General features: G+C 44.6%; 13 protein-coding genes. 4 read left to right on the forward strand and 9 right to left on the reverse strand.

Features of this window, described 5'->3' with window-relative positions; genetic code table 11:
- Positions 1-19: 19 nt before the first annotated feature.
- Positions 20-559, forward strand: a complete 540-nt coding sequence (ycfP, locus tag FIV04_RS05030; protein WP_032549500.1) for an alpha/beta hydrolase YcfP — start codon at positions 20-22, stop codon at positions 557-559.
- A gap of 447 nt (positions 560-1,006) precedes the next feature.
- Positions 1,007-2,296, forward strand: coding sequence for an NAD(P)/FAD-dependent oxidoreductase (locus FIV04_RS05035; protein WP_150895228.1), 1,290 nt, complete (start codon positions 1,007-1,009; stop codon positions 2,294-2,296).
- Between the two features lie 77 nt (positions 2,297-2,373).
- Here FIV04_RS05035 and FIV04_RS05040 read toward each other — a convergent pair whose 3' ends face one another.
- Positions 2,374-3,117 (reverse strand): YciK family oxidoreductase, encoded by a 744-nt coding sequence (locus tag FIV04_RS05040; protein WP_032549496.1) that lies wholly within the window; start codon positions 3,115-3,117, stop codon positions 2,374-2,376.
- Positions 3,118-3,250: 133 nt separating this feature from the next.
- Here FIV04_RS05040 and sohB point away from each other — a divergent pair, with 133 nt between their 5' ends.
- Positions 3,251-4,318 (forward strand): protease SohB, encoded by a 1,068-nt coding sequence (gene sohB / locus FIV04_RS05045; RefSeq protein ID WP_172974223.1) that lies wholly within the window; start codon positions 3,251-3,253, stop codon positions 4,316-4,318.
- 101 nt (positions 4,319-4,419) lie between these two features.
- Here the strand turns inward: sohB and FIV04_RS05050 are convergent, their stop codons facing one another.
- The 3 genes from FIV04_RS05050 to FIV04_RS05060 all read right to left on the reverse strand — a co-directional run bounded on the left by FIV04_RS05050 (position 4,420) and on the right by FIV04_RS05060 (position 9,286).
- Positions 4,420-5,982 carry a SpoVR family protein gene (locus tag FIV04_RS05050; protein ID WP_152468434.1) on the reverse strand — a complete coding sequence of 521 codons (1,563 nt, stop codon included), beginning with the start codon at positions 5,980-5,982 and terminating at the stop codon, positions 4,420-4,422.
- A gap of 11 nt (positions 5,983-5,993) precedes the next feature.
- Entirely contained in the window at positions 5,994-7,265 is a 1,272-nt protein-coding gene (locus tag FIV04_RS05055) for a YeaH/YhbH family protein (protein WP_152468435.1), read from the reverse strand.
- Positions 7,266-7,351: 86 nt separating this feature from the next.
- The gene (locus tag FIV04_RS05060; RefSeq protein ID WP_150895222.1) at positions 7,352-9,286 is read right to left on the reverse strand and encodes a PrkA family serine protein kinase; all 1,935 of its coding nucleotides are present in this window, start codon (positions 9,284-9,286) and stop codon (positions 7,352-7,354) included.
- A 354-nt stretch (positions 9,287-9,640) separates the two neighbouring features.
- Here FIV04_RS05060 and FIV04_RS05065 point away from each other — a divergent pair, with 354 nt between their 5' ends.
- Positions 9,641-10,396, forward strand: coding sequence for a MipA/OmpV family protein (locus FIV04_RS05065; RefSeq protein WP_152468436.1), 756 nt, complete (start codon positions 9,641-9,643; stop codon positions 10,394-10,396).
- A 79-nt stretch (positions 10,397-10,475) separates the two neighbouring features.
- On the opposite strand, the gene FIV04_RS05070 is transcribed toward FIV04_RS05065, so the two are convergent.
- The 5 genes from FIV04_RS05070 to FIV04_RS05090 form a co-directional block, all read right to left on the reverse strand.
- A complete protein-coding gene (locus tag FIV04_RS05070) occupies positions 10,476-10,976 on the reverse strand; it encodes a YfbU family protein (protein WP_152468437.1) in 501 nt (166 codons plus the stop codon).
- Positions 10,977-11,212: 236 nt separating this feature from the next.
- A complete protein-coding gene (gene pflA, locus FIV04_RS05075) occupies positions 11,213-11,953 on the reverse strand; it encodes a pyruvate formate lyase 1-activating protein (protein WP_032549483.1) in 741 nt (246 codons plus the stop codon).
- Between the two features lie 163 nt (positions 11,954-12,116).
- On the reverse strand, positions 12,117-13,118 hold the full coding sequence (locus FIV04_RS05080) for a lipid A deacylase LpxR family protein (protein ID WP_152468438.1): 1,002 nt from the start codon (positions 13,116-13,118) through the stop codon (positions 12,117-12,119).
- Positions 13,119-13,319: 201 nt separating this feature from the next.
- Positions 13,320-15,596, reverse strand: a complete 2,277-nt coding sequence (gene pflB, locus FIV04_RS05085) for a formate C-acetyltransferase (RefSeq protein ID WP_150895212.1) — start codon at positions 15,594-15,596, stop codon at positions 13,320-13,322.
- A gap of 342 nt (positions 15,597-15,938) precedes the next feature.
- A complete protein-coding gene (locus tag FIV04_RS05090; protein ID WP_032549480.1) occupies positions 15,939-17,480 on the reverse strand; it encodes a DUF3360 family protein in 1,542 nt (513 codons plus the stop codon).
- Positions 17,481-17,633 lie beyond the last annotated feature (153 nt).

Consider the following 17,633-nt stretch of genomic DNA (forward strand, 5'->3'; position numbering starts at 1 on the left):
ATTTTACCAGGGAGGTACAATGATTATTTACCTACACGGCTTTGACTCAACAAGCCCGGGCAACCACGAAAAAATACTGCAGTTGCAATTCATTGACGATGACGTTCGTTTCATTAACTACAGTACTCTTCACCCGAAACACGACATGCAGCACTTGCTTAAAGAAGTGCATAAAGTGATTGAACAGTCTGATGACCCACACCCGATAATTTGTGGTGTTGGCTTAGGTGGATATTGGTCAGAACGTATTGGCTTCTTATGTGGTATCAAGCAGGTGATCTTTAACCCGAACTTGAGACCTGAAAAGAACATGGTCGGCAGAATTGATCGCCCAGAAGAATACGAAGATATTGCAACAAAGTGTGTCAGCCAGTATCGCATGAAGAACAAAGATCGCTGCTTAGTTGTACTGTCTCGTGAAGATGAAATTCACGACAACAGCAAAACAGCGGCTGAACTTGAAGACTATTATCAAATCATTTGGGATGAGAAAGAGAGTCACAAGTTCAAGAAGATTTCCCAGCATTTACAAGCGATGAAAGCCTTCAAGAACGCTTAATTTCTTATAAAATTTGATAGCAAGAAGCAGTGCTTTTCAGAGCACTGCTTTTTTTATATTCAACGCATTCTCAACGTGAATGAAAATGACGCAAACGTTAACTATTTTTTCTACGAAACCTCATGGAAGGTAAGGATTTTAGTTGCGGTCACGTTTTTGCTCTATATAATGTTCGGTAATAAAATATTTTGATAAATATCAAAAAAAATTGAGAGCGAGTCATAAACTTGCCCATTTTTTGCGCTTCACCTCTCAGGTAAGCCTTTTTTATCCACGTGAACTTACTAAAGCAGATGACTTTAGTCTTAGCCCCTCTAAAAACTCGGTGATAGGAAGTGAATCGAACTTCCCACTGCGATAACGCAGGTTACTGAGTAGAAAACAGAATTTATCGGTTGGAGTAATCGAGCCGAACCCCATTTATTTATTTTGTAGAGGATTGTCATCGTGACAAAAATTATCGTAGTAGGCGGTGGTGCTGGTGGTTTAGAACTAGCAACCAAGCTAGGGCGCACCCTAGGCCGCAAAAAACGCGCAACGATTACACTGGTTGACCGCAAAGCGAGCCACCTTTGGAAACCGTTACTGCATGAAGTAGCAACCGGCTCTTTGGACGAAGGTGTCGACGCATTGAGCTACCGTGCACATGCAAAGAATCACTACTTTGATTTCCAGATGGGTAGCCTGAACGACATCGATCGCGAACGTAAGGTTATCGCCCTAAGCGAACTTCGTGATGAAAATGGCGAACTATTGATGCCGAGCCGTGAGTTGGAATACGACATTCTAGTTATGGCGATTGGATCAACGTCGAACGATTTCAATACCCCTGGTGTTCGTGACAACTGTATCTTCCTAGATAGCCCAGAACAGGCGCACCGTTTCCGTACCGAGATGAACAATGAGTTCCTGAAGCTGCATGCTAAGAACGGCCAAGGTACGGTAGACATCGCTATTGTTGGTGCAGGTGCAACAGGCGTAGAGCTGTCTGCTGAACTGCACAATGCGGTTAAAGAGCTGCGTACTTACGGTTTTGGCGACCTAGATTCAAGCAAGCTAAACGTAAACCTAATCGAAGCGGGTGAGCGCATTCTTCCTGCACTTCCACCACGTATTTCAAGTGCGGCACACTCTGAGCTGACTAAGCTTGGTGTGAACGTTCGTACGATGACTATGGTGACGCAAGCTGACGCTGATGGTCTAACGACTAAAGAGGGTGAGAAGATCCCTGCTCAGATTATGGTTTGGGCCGCAGGTATCAAAGCGCCTGATTTCATTAAAGATATCGGTGGTTTAGAAACAAACCGTATCAACCAATTAGTAGTGAAAGATACACTGCAAACGACACGTGATGACGATATTTTCGTTATTGGTGACCTAGCACAATGTACGCAAGCGGATGGCTCTTTTGTACCACCACGTGCTCAAGCTGCACACCAAATGGCTAGCTGCGCATTCAGTAACATCATTGCTAAGCTAAATGGTCGTGAGCAGAAGGCTTATATCTACAAAGATAAGGGCTCTTTGGTTTCTCTTAGCCGTTTCTCAACGGTTGGTAGCTTGATGGGTAACCTAACCAAAGGTTCAATGATGGTTGAAGGTCGTATCGCTCGCGTGGTTTACATCTCGTTGTATCGTATGCACCAAATGGCGCTACATGGCGTGATTAAGACTTCACTGATGATGTTGGTAGGCCGTATTAACCGCGTACTGCGTCCAAACCTTAAGCTTCACTAATTAGATTAAAGTTAGTTATGACTAAAAAGAGCTCCCGAGGGAGCTCTTTTTTATGCTTCGTTCAAATTGCTGCGCGGTTATCGTTTAGGTTGCGCATCAATGCATTGGCCGTGTACGTCGGTCACACTTGGGTTCATCAAGTGCAAGTACAGCGGCATAATGTCGAGTGGTGTCTTCAGCTTGTTTGCATCTTCGCCTGGGTAAGCTTTTGCACGCATGCGCGTTTGAGTCGCACCTGGGTTAATCGCATTGACACGCAGTGCTGTACCCTCTACTTCATCGGCTAGGATCTGCATCATGCCTTCAGTCGCAAATTTAGAGATCGCGTAAGAGCCCCAGAAAGCACGGCCAGAGTGACCAACTGTTGAAGAGGTGAATACGATACGACCCGCTTCTGCTTTCTTAAGTACCGGTAGAAGAGCTTGAGTCATTAAGAATTCAGCTTTTACGTTAATCTGCATCACATCATCAAACGTGTCTTCTTCGATTTGATCGAATGGACTCAGAGTACCAAGCACACCTGCGTTGTGTAGTAGTCCGTCTAGGCGACCGAATTGAGATTCGATCGTTTCAGCCATGTCGATGTAGTTCTGCTTTGTTGCACCCTTAAGGTCCAACGGGATGATCGCAGGTTGTGGGTAGCCTGCTTTCTCGATTTCATCGTAAATAAACTCTAGGTTTTTTACGTTACGGCCGAGCAGAATCACTGTCGCACCGTGTTGAGCAAAACTCAATGCAGCTTGGCGGCCAATACCGGCTCCAGCGCCTGTAACCAAAATTACTTTATCTTTGAGGGCATCTGTAGAGATTGGGTAATCCACTGTGCTTATCCTTCTATTTTTATGTTCGTCATTCCATTGATGTTTAATCACACAGATAACCGCAGGAATGATTAGAAATTCTTGGTAATCGTGACAAGATGGTTACAATACACTAATTCGTACATTAGGGGATATGACATTGGACTTTTTGTTGGACTACGGCTTGTTTTTAGCCAAGATTGCGACTGTTGTAATCGCCATTATTGCAATTTTAGTGATTGCGAAATCGGTAGGCGGCAAATCAAGCGCGATAAAAGGTGAGCTGGAAATCACTAACCTATCTGATCACCACAAACAGACTATTGAGCAGCTAGAGCATCATTTACATGATGATGCGTTCATCAAGGCTCGTGATAAGGCTGAAAAGAAAGCGGAAAAAGAGAAAACTAAGTCACGCGGCAAAGAAGTCAAAAAAGCAGCGAAAGAGGGTGAGCTAGACAGCAAGCGCGAACCGCACCTGTTTGTTCTGGAATTCAACGGCAGTATTGATGCAAAAGAGGTCGCTTCTCTTCGTGAAGAGGTAACTGCGGTATTAGCGGTGGCTCGTGAAGGCGATGAAGTATTGCTTAAGCTTGAGTCTGGCGGCGGCATGGTACATGGCTATGGTTTAGCGTCTTCTCAGCTTGATCGCATTAAAGCGGCGGGTCTTCCTCTGACTATCTCTGTCGACAAAGTCGCAGCGAGTGGCGGTTACATGATGGCATGTATTGCCGATAAGATTGTTTCAGCGCCTTTCGCTATTGTTGGCTCAATCGGTGTTATTGCTCAGCTACCTAACTTCAATAAACTACTGAAAAAGTACGACATTGAGTTTGAACAGCTGACCGCTGGTGAGTACAAACGCACCTTGACGATGTTTGGTGAAAACAATGATAAAGCGCGCGAGAAGTTCAAGCAGGAGCTAGAAGAGACTCACGGTTTATTCAAAGACTTTATTCGCGATCACCGCCCAGACTTAGACCTAGAAAAAGTAGCGACTGGTGAACACTGGTTTGGTACTCAAGCTCACGCTCTAGGTTTAGTTGACGAGATTCGCACTTCTGATGACATCGTTGTGGATGCGTGCAAAGAGAAAACAGTTCTTGCGATTCACTATGTTCAGAAGAAGAAGCTATCAGACAAACTTGCTGGAGTAGCGGGTAAGTCGGCAGATAATATTTTGCTGAAGCTGATTGAGCGTGGTCAAAAGCCAATCGTATAACTATCTGTTACTGCAGAAAAAAACAAAAGCGCATTGGTTTCGGCCAGTGCGCTTTTTTGTTTAGATTACTTGTTTTCTACATGATGCGGTTTGAAACCAAGTTAGATCTTCGAGCCATAATCGTTACGCTTTGGACACGTCGCAAGGATTTCTCTATGCCCAGTGTCTTTTAGCTCTTCCAATATCACGTCAAAGCCCCATAAGCGATAGAGGTGCTTCATTACCTCGTCGTAGCCTTTATCAAGCGGAATACGGTCGTGAGGCAAGTATTGCAGAGTCATTGAACGGTCACCGCGCACATCCACGTTGAATACTTGAATGTTTGGTTCTAGGTTGCTCAAGTTGTATTGCGCTGCGAGTTTTTCACGAATCATGCGGTAGCCCATTTCATCATGAATCGCACTCACCTCAATCACACTTTTGCGGTCATCATCGAGTATCGAGAACAGCTTAAAGTCGCGAATGATCTTCGGCGACAGATATTGGCTGATAAAGCTTTCATCTTTGAAGTTATGCATAGCAAAGTGAACGGCCTCGAGCCAATCGCTGCCAGCCAGTTCAGGGAACCACTCCTTGTCTTCATCTGTAGGATTCTCACAGATTCGACGTATATCTTGGAACATCGCAAAGCCGAGTGCGTAAGGGTTAATCCCGCTGAAGTAAGGGCTGTTATAAGCCGGTTGTGCGACAACACTGGTGTGGCTATGCAGGAACTCCAGGATGAATTTGTCACTGACCAAGCCTTCATCGTAAAGATGGTTCAAAATCGTATAGTGCCAAAAAGTCGCCCAGCCTTCGTTCATCACTTGAGTCTGTTTTTGTGGGTAGAAATATTGGCTGATTTTGCGCACGATACGAACACATTCGCGTTGCCATGGCTCGAGCAGCGGCGCATTTTTCTCAATGAAGTAGAGAATGTTCTCTTGTGGTTCACTGGGGAAACGAACTTTCTGTTCTTCCTCTTTATCGCGGTTTTTCGGTACAGTACGCCACAGTTCATTCACTTGAGACTGCAGGTACGCCTCTCGTTCTTGTTGACGTGCTGTCTCTTCGGCGATGGAAATTTTCTCTGGTCGTTTATAGCGGTCTACACCGTAATTCATCAAGGCGTGGCACGAATCGAGTAGCTGTTCGACTTCAGAGACGCCGTACTTTTCTTCGCAATCCGCAATGTACTTTTTCGCGAACAGCAGATAGTCGATGATAGAGCTCGCATCGGTCCATGTTTGGAATAGGTAGTTGCCTTTAAAGAAAGAGTTATGCCCGTAACATGCGTGCGCCATTACCAACGCCTGCATCGTCACCGTGTTCTCTTCCATTAGGTAGGCAATACATGGATTTGAGTTAATCACGATTTCATAAGCAAGCCCCATCTGACCGTGCTTGTAGTTTTGCTCGGTTTGGATGAACTTTTTACCAAATGACCAGTGGTTGTAATTGATGGGCATGCCGATGCTTGAGTAGGCGTCCATCATCTGCTCAGAGGTAATAACCTCAATTTGATTAGGGTAGGTGTCGAGTCGGTAGTGCTCAGCCACACGTTTGATCTCGACATGATATTGTTCTAAGAGGTTAAACGTCCAATCAGGACCATCTGGCAGCATCTTGCCTCTGTTTTTATCCGCAGGGCTATCTTTCTCTGCAACGCTTGATTTTGCTGTCATGAAAAGCCTCCTTACGCTGTCTCTTTCTGGAACAGTTCTCTGAATACCGGGAAAATATCGTCCACGGTTTTTATGTTTTTCATGGCGAAGTTATCGAAGCCTGCTTCTAACTTCTCATACTCATGCCACAACGTTTGGTGTGAACGACGAGTGATTTCTATGTAGGAGTAGTACTGACAGGTTGGCAGTAGTTTGTTCACAAGCAGTTCTTTACAGCGCGGGGAGTCGTCTGCCCAGTTATCGCCATCGGATGCTTGTGCCGCGTATATGTTCCACTCGTTTGATGGATAACGCTCAGCAACAATCTCGTCCATTAACTTGAGAGCGCTGGATACGATCGTTCCGCCTGTCTCTTGTGAGTAGAAGAATTCATGTTCATCGACTTCTTTCGCTTGTGTATGGTGGCGAATGAACACAACGTCGACGTTCTCATAGGTACGGTTCAAGAACAGGTATAGCAACACATAGAAGCGTTTTGCGATGTCTTTTGTTGCTTGATCCATTGAACCTGACACATCCATTAAGCAGAACATAACTGCTTGGCTAGACGGGATAGGGCGCTTCTCGTAGTTCTTGTAGCGCAGGTCAAACGTGTCAATGAATGGCACGCTTTCGATTTTCTTTCTTAGTTCGGCGATCTCTTCTTTAAGTCGCGTCTCTTCGAAAGGCTGAGCGGGCTCTGTCATTTGAACTTTGTCGAGTTGCTCCATCAATGAGTTCAATTCACGGCGTTTGCCTGCTGTCATCGCTGTTCTTCTTGCTAGCGACTGTTGTAGTGAGCGAACCACAGCGATGTTCGATGGAATACCCGCGGTTTGATAACCAGATCGGTGGGTCTTCCACTCGGTGATTTTGTTGATCTGATTTTTTTCTAGATTAGGCAGCTCGAGATCTTCAAACAGAATATCTAAATATTCGTCTTTAGAGATCTGAAAGATAAACTCGTCTTGCCCTTCACCATCTGGACTCGCTTCGCCTTGTCCTGAACCTCCACCTTGCCCGCCACCTTTTGGGCGCTCAATTTTGTCGCCAGTGATGAATTGGTCGTTACCTGGATGAACGCGCTCGCGCACGCCTCCTTGCCCTTGGTGGAAGCTTGGCTCTTTGATGTCTTTATGTGGAATAGAGACATCCTCACCCGTCTCGGTGTTGGTGATTGAGCGACGGTTAACAGCATCTGCTACCGACTCTTTGATTTGCTCTTTATGGCGTCGAATGAAGCGCTGCCTGTTCACTGCGCTCTTATTCTTACCATTGAGCCTCCGATCAATAAATTGTGCCATAAGAACTCCCTCTCAAATTTACGTCGTGAACCTACTTCTTGTGAGTAGTGGAGCTGCCTGCGTTAGGCAGCTCTGCACGTTTTGGCTTATGAGGACTTACGAACTCTTAGGTACCATTCAGAGAGCAGTCTTACTTGTTTCTCGGTGTAGCCTTTTTCCATCATACGAGCGACGAAGTCATCGTGCTTCTTCTGGTCTTCAGAAGATGTTTTCGCATTGAAAGAGATAACCGGTAGTAACTCTTCGGTGTTCGAGAACATTTTCTTCTCAATCACAGTGCGTAACTTCTCATAACTGGTCCAAACTGGGTTCTTACCATTGTTGTTCGCTTTCGCACGAAGCACGAAGTTCACAATTTCATTACGGAAGTCTTTAGGGTTACTGATACCCGCGGTTTTCTCAATTTTTTCGAGTTCACCATTCAGTGAAGCTCGGTCGAATAGCTGACCTGTTTCAGGATCACGGTACTCTTGGTCTTGAATCCAGAAGTCAGCATAGGTGACATAGCGGTCAAAGATGTTTTGGCCGTACTCAGAGTATGACTCTAAGTATGCGGTTTGAATCTCTTTGCCAATGAACTCCACGTAGCGAGGTACTAGGTAGCCTTTCAAGAACTCTAGGTACTTCTCGGCGGTCTCTTGAGGGAACTGCTCTCGCTCGATTTGTTGCTCAATGACGTAGAAAAGGTGTACTGGGTTCGCCGCGACTTCGGTTTGGTCGAAGTTAAACACTCTTGAAAGAATCTTAAAGGCGAAACGAGTCGATAGACCTGACATACCTTCATCTACACCTGCGTAGTCACGGTACTCTTGGTAGCTCTTCGCTTTTGGATCGGTATCTTTAAGTGTCTCACCATCGTAAACGCGCATTTTTGAGAATAGCGATGAGTTTTCAGGCTCTTTCAGACGAGACAAGATGCTGAACTGAGAGAGTAGCTCGAGTGTGCTCGGTGAACATGGTGCTTTTGACAGTTCACTGTGCTCAAGCAGTTTCTGATAGATTTTCACTTCTTCAGATACGCGTAGACAGTAAGGGACTTTTACAATGTACACACGGTCTAGGAAAGCTTCGTTGTTTTTGTTGTTACGGAATGTCTGCCACTCAGATTCATTTGAGTGCGCGAGAATCATGCCGTCGAATGGCAGTGCTGAAAGGCCTTCAGTACCGTTGAAGTTACCTTCTTGGGTTGCGGTTAGTAGAGGGTGTAGCACTTTAATTGGTGCTTTAAACATCTCTACAAATTCCATCAGGCCTTGGTTTGCCTTACACAATGCGCCTGAATAGCTGTATGCATCAGGATCATCTTGAGAGAAGTGCTCGAGTTTACGGATATCAACTTTACCAACCAGTGATGAAATGTCTTGGTTATTTTCATCACCCGGTTCGGTTTTGGCGATAGCAACCTGATCGAGGATTGAAGGGCGTACTTTCACTACTTTGAAGCGAGAAATGTCTCCACCAAATTCATGCAGACGCTTGGCAGCCCACGGAGACATAATTGAGCGTAGGTAACGCTTTTCAATGCCATACTCTTGCTTAAGCACGTCGCCGTCTTCGTTGACGTCGAATAGACAGAATGGGTGGTCGTTAACAGGGCTTCGCTCGCCGTCAGCACAAAGCACGTAAATTGGCACTTTTTGCATCAGTGATTTTAGTTTCTCAGCCAGAGAGGATTTACCACCACCCACTGGGCCAAGAAGGTACAGAATTTGTTTGCGTTCTTCTAATCCTTGCGCAGCATGTTTTAGATAAGAAACAATCTGTTCGATAGCGTCTTCCATGCCGTAGAAGTCTTCAAATTCACGATAACGAGAGATCACTCGGTTAGAGAAAATTCGGCTGAGCTGAGGGTCTTGTGCGGTGTCGATGACTTCTGGTTCACCGATCGCAAGTAGCAGGCGCTCAGCAGCGTTGGCATAAGCACTTTTATCGTCTTTACACAGCCCAAGGAACTCTTGCAGAGTCAGCTCTTCTTCCTTGGCTGCTTCATAGCGTGATTGATAGTGGTCGAAAATACTCATAGTCACATTCCCCTTGTTAACCTGTCAAAACTGACGAGCGATTGAAAATTACGAACTCCCCACAACTTAAGCCTAGACCCGCTTATACAATTTTGCTTAACAATTATGCATTTATTTACATTTTTGTCTGAATTGTGATGTCCGCGAATGTTGCGAACTGCGGGTTTATGCTTAAACAAATTACTTTTTATACGAAGCCTTTTTAAACAGAGTTTTAAATTTTCAGTTTTTATTATTTGATAGATAAAAATGTGTAATATCGGGTATTGATTCTGTGTATGGTTGATTTTTAGGTATTTCGTACCATATAATGGCTTTGGTTTTTATTTAGACGATGTGAATAAGGTTTTAGCAGTGAAGAGTAATTGGGTAAAAGCGTTAGTGGTGGGTACCACTTTATTGGCGACTTCTGGGGTGCAAGCAAAGATATCTCAATGGTCTTTAGGTGTTGCAGCTTCTTACTCTCCAGCTGTGTATAAAGAAACCCCTTCAAATAGAGCTGTGATTCCAATGGTTGGTTATGAGGGAGAACACTTCTTTATGCGTGGCTTTAGTGCCGGTTATCGTCTATTCCCAGTTGGCACACCTCAAAATATTGTGTTTAGAGCGGTGTACGACCCAAGAACGCTTAAACCTAATGATTCCGATAATGTCGACATTCAAAAGCTTGATGAGCGTGAAGCATCGATATTAGGCGGCGTAAGTTATCAAGTCATTACATTGGTTGGCATGTTCGAAGCGACGATTGGTTCAGACATCGGTTTTAAACATAATGGTGTGTATGGAGAGGCGGCTTGGCGACTACCGATTCGACGCAAAGGTTGGGCGATTACCCCTTCGATTGGTTACGCTTACAACAGCGAACGTATTAACAATCATCTTTATGGTGTGAGCTCGGATGAAGCTAACAGAACAAACTTAGATGAATTTGATGCAGATTGGGACGGTCAATACTTTGTTGGGTTAGGTGGTTATATGCACATTACACCAAATATTCGCGTAACGGGTGGTGTCCGCTACACCAATCTAGAAGGCGATATAGAGAAGAGCCCAATTATCGAGAGTGGTGTCAATACTACGGCAAACGTCGGCATAGCTTACGTCTTCTAATTGTTGATTTTCTCTCTTTAAAATAATCGAACGAAAAAGGGTTGCTCACCAGCAACCCTTTATTATTTTTGTCTATCTACTATGCGTTGAAGATTTGAGATAGCTCTGTCGCACATAGGTGGTATTGGCGAGGGCAGTTGCGCCATGTCGTCAGCATGCGGCGGTACTTATCAAGCATCGGCATTTGGCTGTTGAAGTGGTGATCCGCTTTATCAAACTGCGGGTAAAGGCCTTCTGAGTCAGTCAGGAAGCGCACGTAATGTACGATCTGTGCTTCAGATGCAATGTCAAATCCTAGGAACTGTAAACGACGTTGGTCCACTTCTTTACGCTCATCATCTGCAAGCATCTTGTTCGATTCTTGCATCGCATGGTACATCTCCATGATGTCGATAATTTCGCGACACTCTGCTTCTGTTAGGCAACCAAACTCTTTGTTCAGTTCACGCATTTGTAGTTCGTAACCACGTTCTACAATCGTTTGGAGACGCTGGTATTTAGCTGAGTTCTCAGGATCCATTTGAGACATTAGGTAGTATTGATTTGATAGAATTAGACGCTGAGCATTGGTCATTTCCATGGGAGGAACCTCACTAAAAAACTAAATGTTGTAATTTGTTTGTTGAAGTAAGAGTAACAGCAATTCTACTTACCGAAACATGATCTCAACACGGATTTAATACGTTTTTTTGAAATGATCAACAGAAGTTGTAACGAAAAATGAGAGGAGATGAATAGAAACCGTGAATGAGTGGCGAGGTAGAGCGCCAAAAAAAAGCGCCTCATCAAATGAAGCGCTCCTAAAGAATTGGTGGATCAGTACTTAACGTTGGAGTGATACTCACTCAGTATTGATACGATCTCATCCATAGTCTCTTTGCTTGGTGGATTCACACCTTCTAGAGGGTACTCAATGCCTAGAGCTTCCCATTTGTGAGCACCAAGTTTGTGGTATGGCAGTAGCTCAACTTTTTCGATGTTGTCCATGTCTTTAATGAATTCACCTAACAGGCGAGCATCTTCAGGGTTGTCCGTGTAACCAGGCACTACAACATAACGAATCCAAGTTGTCTTACCAATTTTGTGTAAGTAGCGCGCGAAGTCTAGAGTACGTTTATTAGAGACACCGATGAAATCTTGGTGGATTTCATCACGCATATGCTTGAGATCCAGCATAACCAAATCTGCAGCGTCGAGAACTTCATCAACCACTTCGGTGTGTTTACGAATATAGCCATTAGTGTCTAGACAAGTATGGATACCTTCGGCTTTTGCTGCTAGGAAGAAGTCGCGTACAAACTCAGGTTGAAGCATGGCTTCGCCGCCTGAACATGTCACACCACCACCTGAGGCTTTCATAAAATGACGATACGATTTTGCTTCGTTGATGATCTCCTCAACGGTAACTTCTTTGCCGTCATGAGTGTCCCAAGTGTCACGGTTATGACAATACATACAGCGCATTAAACAGCCCTGTAGAAACACAATAAAGCGGATTCCTGGGCCGTCGACGGTACCACAAGATTCGAATGAGTGAATGCGACCAGTTGTAGACATGAGCTGCTCTCGTATTAGTATTTATGTTGGTTATTTTATTACAAAAACGGTACATAAAATAGGGTCAATCCCCTTTGGACGCCCAAAAATAAAGGCAATCAACACCGAAGTTAATTGCCTTTATCTCTATGTTTAGCAAATGAATACTTTCGTTACTTTTCGTCTAAAAGAACGCAAAGAAAGTCACACCACCTGTTGTATAAATTGACTCTTTAGCTTCTTCGTAATCCGGGGTTTTCATGGTCAATGAGAACGCAGCGCCTACATGTTGATTGTACCAAGCTACTCCAGCTACAGCAGTTGCTTGAATGTTCTCTAAAGTCACATCATAGATGGCTGGGTTTTCGCCATTTTCTAGCGCATATTTCTCGACACCAGAGCGGTCACCCTCAATCGTAATATCATTGAAGCGGTAGCGGCCTTCGATACCAGCATAAGTAAACCAGCCTCTGTTTGACGCACCAATCATGCCTGGGCGGAACGGATTTTCTGAGGTGATGGTTGCTGCACCAAAGTTACCACCGAGGTCAGTACCCCAGCGAAGCATAAAGCCTGTTGAAATGTCACTTCTAAAGTTACCAGCGTTGACTTCTGATACGTTAGATATTTCGAAATCGGTATTTGCTACAGAGCGAGAACGCATTAGGTTGAAATGGCTAAGGTAACCGACACTACCGACGAACTCATCATCGACCTGGAATTCCCAACCATTTGGTTCATCAGATTTGGTAATCGAGTGCACGAGTTTTTGCGCTTGTTCAGAAAGGGCGCTTTCACCAGTTGTACCCAAAGTCAGATTGAATCGTTGAGCCTGTTGTGGGTGAAGGCTGATGTAATTAAATTCCAAATGGAGAAAACCAGCATACGGACGATCATTGGCTAAAGGTTCAGTCACTTCAATATCGGATGGGGTATACATTTTATGACCGACGGTGATTTCCCATTTATCAAGTGAGCTAGCGCCCCAAGCTGAAAGGCTTAATGGTTTGGCCCAGCTGTAGGGAGTGATTCCTGATGATGTGTAGCTTAAAAACAAGCCGTTCGTATAGTCTTGGTCAACGCCAAAAATGCCGTCGTTATCGAGAGCGAAAGTAACGGTAGAACGCTCCGAGGCAACCGATGAAAAAGACAATAGAAGTAGAGGTAAAAAACGGACAAGCTTCATTAAAAAGTACTCTTTGGTAACGAACCAAAATAGTACCCCAAATTAGTGATTGGTGTGGAAAAAAAGTGAATGTAACAGAACATTTTTGCGCAACTTAACATTTCATTTTGTCGAGAGAACGCACGAAATATCTTTGCAGATATAAAAAAGCCCCGCACATTGGCGAGGCTAATATTTTTACTGTGTTAGTCAGCTATAAGATTATAGAGACTCAGTAAATGTACGTGCGATTACGTCAGCTTGTTGCTCTGCAGTTAGAGAGTTGAAGCGAACAGCGTAACCAGATACACGGATTGTTAGCTGAGGGTATTTCTCAGGGTGCTTAACTGCGTCTTCTAGAGTGTCACGGTTAAGAACGTTCACGTTAAGGTGTTGACCACCTTCGATGCCAGCTTCGTGGTGGAAGTAACCATCCATTAGGCCTGCAAGGTTCGCTTTCTGACCTTCAACGTCTTTACCAAGAGCGTTAGGTACGATAGAGAACGTGTAAGAGATACCATCTTGTGCATCAGCAAACGGTAGTTTACCTACAGACGTTAGTGACGCTACAGCACCTTTCTCATCACGACCGTGCATTGGGTTAGCACCAGGAGCGAAAGGAGCACCAGCACGACGACCGTCTGGAGTGTTACCAGTTTTCTTACCGTATACAACGTTAGACGTGATAGTAAGAACTGACTGTGTAGGGATAGAGTTACGGTAAGTCTTAAGCTTACGGATCTTGTTCATGAACGTAGAAACTAGTTCACAAGCGATATCATCTACACGAGAGTCGTTGTTACCGTATTTAGGGTAATCGCCTTCGATTTCGAAATCGATAGCAATGCCGTCTTCGTCACGGATTGGCTTAACTGTAGCAAACTTAATTGCAGATAGAGAGTCAGCCGCAACAGATAGACCAGCGATACCACAAGCCATAGTACGACGAACGTCACGGTCGTGAAGAGCCATTAGAGACGCTTCGTAGCTGTACTTGTCGTGCATGTAGTGGATGCTGTTTAGTGCAGTCACGTACTGCTTAGCTAGCCAGTCCATGAATGTGTCTAGGCGACCCATTACGTCATCGTAGTTAAGAACTTCGTCAGTGATCTTGTCAGCAACAGGACCTACTTGAAGTTTAAGCTTCTCATCTACACCACCGTTGATTGCGTAAAGCATTGTTTTCGCAAGGTTAGCACGAGCACCGAAGAACTGCATTTGCTTACCAACGATCATTGGAGATACACAACAAGCGATAGCGTAATCATCAGACTCTAGGTCAGGACGCATTAGGTCATCATTTTCGTACTGGATAGAAGAAGTATCGATAGATACCTTCGCACAGAAACGCTTAAAGCCGTCAGGTAGTTGCTCAGACCAAAGAACAGTGATGTTTGGCTCTGGAGAGGGACCCATTGTGTATAGAGAGTTTAGGAAACGGAAGTTAGTACGTGTAACTAGTGTACGACCGTCAATACCCATACCACCCATAGACTCAGTAGCCCAGATTGGGTCACCAGAGAATAGCTCATCGTACTCAGGAGTACGTAGGAAACGAACCATACGTAGCTTCATTACGAAGTGGTCGATCATTTCTTGAGCTTCAACTTCAGTGATCTTGCCTGCAGCGATATCACGCTCGATGAAGATGTCTAGGAAAGTCGAAGTACGACCTAGAGACATTGCAGCACCGTTTTGAGACTTAACAGCTGCTAGGTAGCCGAAGTAAGTCCACTGGATAGCTTCTTGAGCAGTTTGAGCTGGCTCAGAGATATCGAAGCCGTATTTAGCAGCCATCTCTTTGATTTGACCTAGAGCGCGGTGTTGCTCAGAGATCTCTTCGCGAAGTTGCATTGTTTCTGCAAGGTTTTCGCCGCTTTCGAATTGCTCTTGAAGAGAAGCAAATTGAGCTTGCTTGTCTTTCATTAGGAAGTCGATACCGTATAGAGCTACACGACGGTAGTCACCGATGATACGACCACGACCGTATGCATCTGGAAGACCAGTTAGAACACCAGACTTACGACATTTTAGGATGTCAGGCGTGTAGATATCGAAAACACCCGCGTTGTGTGTTTTACGGTATTCAGAGTAGATTTTTGAAACAGCTGGATCAAGAGTCTCACCGTATGCTTTACAAGAACCCTCAACCATGCGGATACCACCGTTAGGGATGATAGCACGCTTAAGTGGCTTCTCAGTTTGAAGACCAACGATTGTTTCTAGGTCTTTCTCAATGTAACCAGCATCGTGAGAAGTGATGGTAGAGATAACAGAAGTATCGAATTCTACAGGTGCTTTAGTTGCGTTTTCCTGTTTGATACCTTCCATTACCGAAGCCCAAAGCTTGTTAGTAGCCTCAGTACCTTCAGAAACTAGGAAAGATTCGTCGCCTTCATACGGCGCGTAGTTCTTTTGAATGAAATCACGAACGTTTACTTCATTTTGCCACTCACCTGCAGCAAAACCTTCCCAAGCTTTAGCAAATTGCTCTGCCATGACATACCTACCTTTTTAGTAGAAAAAACACGTACTTTAACGCTGTTGAGCCAGCGCCCCAGTATAGGGTAGTACACTCTTATTAATAACAATATGTATTATCACATCGGATTCATATGATTATATATATTGTCATTACTTTTTAAATGGTGTCTCACTTCGATGTATTCAAGACTACGCTAAAAAAATCCTGCAAACCTTAAACTAAATCAATAAATGCTAAAAAAAGTTGAGAAAAAAGGGGTGGTGACTTTCACCACCCAAACTTTTTTTGAATTTACTCTGTTTATTTGAGTCTAGCTGTGATGGCTAGATACGTTTGGTCAGAGTATTCAGACCAACTTACAGCCAAGCTTTAATGCCGTATTGGCCTTCAAGCATACCTACTGCAAGCATTGCAACAAGACAGATAACAAGTACACCTACTGGGATAACAATCTTGTCTACAAAAGATAGACGCTTAGGACGCTCTTTGTCACCGATCAGACCGTTGTTATCTAGAAGCATCGTTAGAGCCCAAGCTAGAACTGGGTTAACAACCGCAGAGCCGAAGATACAGATACCCGCTGCTTGTGAGTCTTTGCTGTCTTTAACCATCTGCATACCTGCTTCAAGTAGAGGAAGAGATACACCAACTAGAAGAGCAACACGCATCACTGGTGGCCATACCGCAACGTCCATTGGGAAGCCAAGAATCGCAACGATGATACATAGAGAGCCAAGTAGGATTGCACCGCCCGGGATAGGACGTTTAGCGATCGCTGCTGGGATCATGTAAGTACCCCAAGATGAAGTGATGTTACCGCCACCTACAGCTGTACCAACCATTTGACGCACAGAACACATAGTCATTGTGTCATCTACGTCCATCAGTACTTTTTCAGATTTTTTAGGGTAGTTCAGCTCTTGGAAGATACGGTGACCTAGGAAATCTGGTGACCACATTGCTACCGCAAGGATTGCAAATGGTAGAGATGCAATGAAGTGCTCCATGTTTGGAAGACCTAGCATCCAACCTTCTTCAGTAGAACCCCACCAGTAAACTGGGTTTAGGTTTGGAAGACCTGTTTCTGTTACGAATTTAATGTCGAAACCTGCACCAAGAACCAGTGCAATCGCTAGACCAGTGAAAGCACAAACAGGAATTGCTAGCCAACGCTTGTTCACTTTAGCAAGGAAAGCGTAAAGGCCAATGGTAACAGCAAGTACGATAAGGCCAATGTAACCCATGCTACCCGCAGCAACTGTGTCAGATTCTAGTCCAACAGCCCAAGCTTGGATCGAGTTGATCTGGCTCATCGTACCCGTTAGACCTAAGAAAATAAGCAAGCCACCGGCAGTACCTTCGGAAGTGAGGTTAACCAGTTTAGAGCCACCTTTGAGTAGACTCAGGATCAAACCAAACACACCGATAAGGATAGCCAATGCAAGAGGGTGAGCACCTGCAAGAGCGATGGTACCGATAAGTGGGATCATTGGGCCGTGGTTACCGGCAAGGTTTGCTTTCGGGTTGAAGAAACCAGAAGCAAGGATACAGAAGAGTAGTGCAGGAATAAGCATTTCTACACGAGCGACTTCGATAGCGAAGTCTTTACCTAGGTTCACGTGATCCCAAGCTTGCGTCAGACCTTCAGCCCAAGACATCATAACCGCAGAGTACATCGCGATGATGCCGATAGTACCAGCAAGCGCCGGAACAAGGTCTTCAAGTTCAAAACGGAAGTCACGACCAGGAAGGTTAAGGCCGAAGCGGCGAGGCTTCATGATTTGCAGCTCGTGATCTAGATAGTCGGAGCGGCTTTCGAATTCAGAAGCAGGGCGGTGTAGCTCTTGATAGCTCTTTTCTTCTACTTCAGAGTTCGCATTGTTGACAACGTCTGACATAGATTCCTCATATTTTTATTTGGTAGTAATTCTAAAAATGAATTCTATAAATGCGCAAAACTGCGTCATCTCTTTTGTTTATAACTCATTAACACAATGTTGCACGATTTTTGCGTGCCTTATGCCGCTAAGTTAAAAGAAACATTTGGCATT

It is taken from the genome of Vibrio sp. THAF190c (assembly GCF_009363355.1).
GTDB classification, from domain to species: domain Bacteria; phylum Pseudomonadota; class Gammaproteobacteria; order Enterobacterales; family Vibrionaceae; genus Vibrio; species Vibrio fortis_A.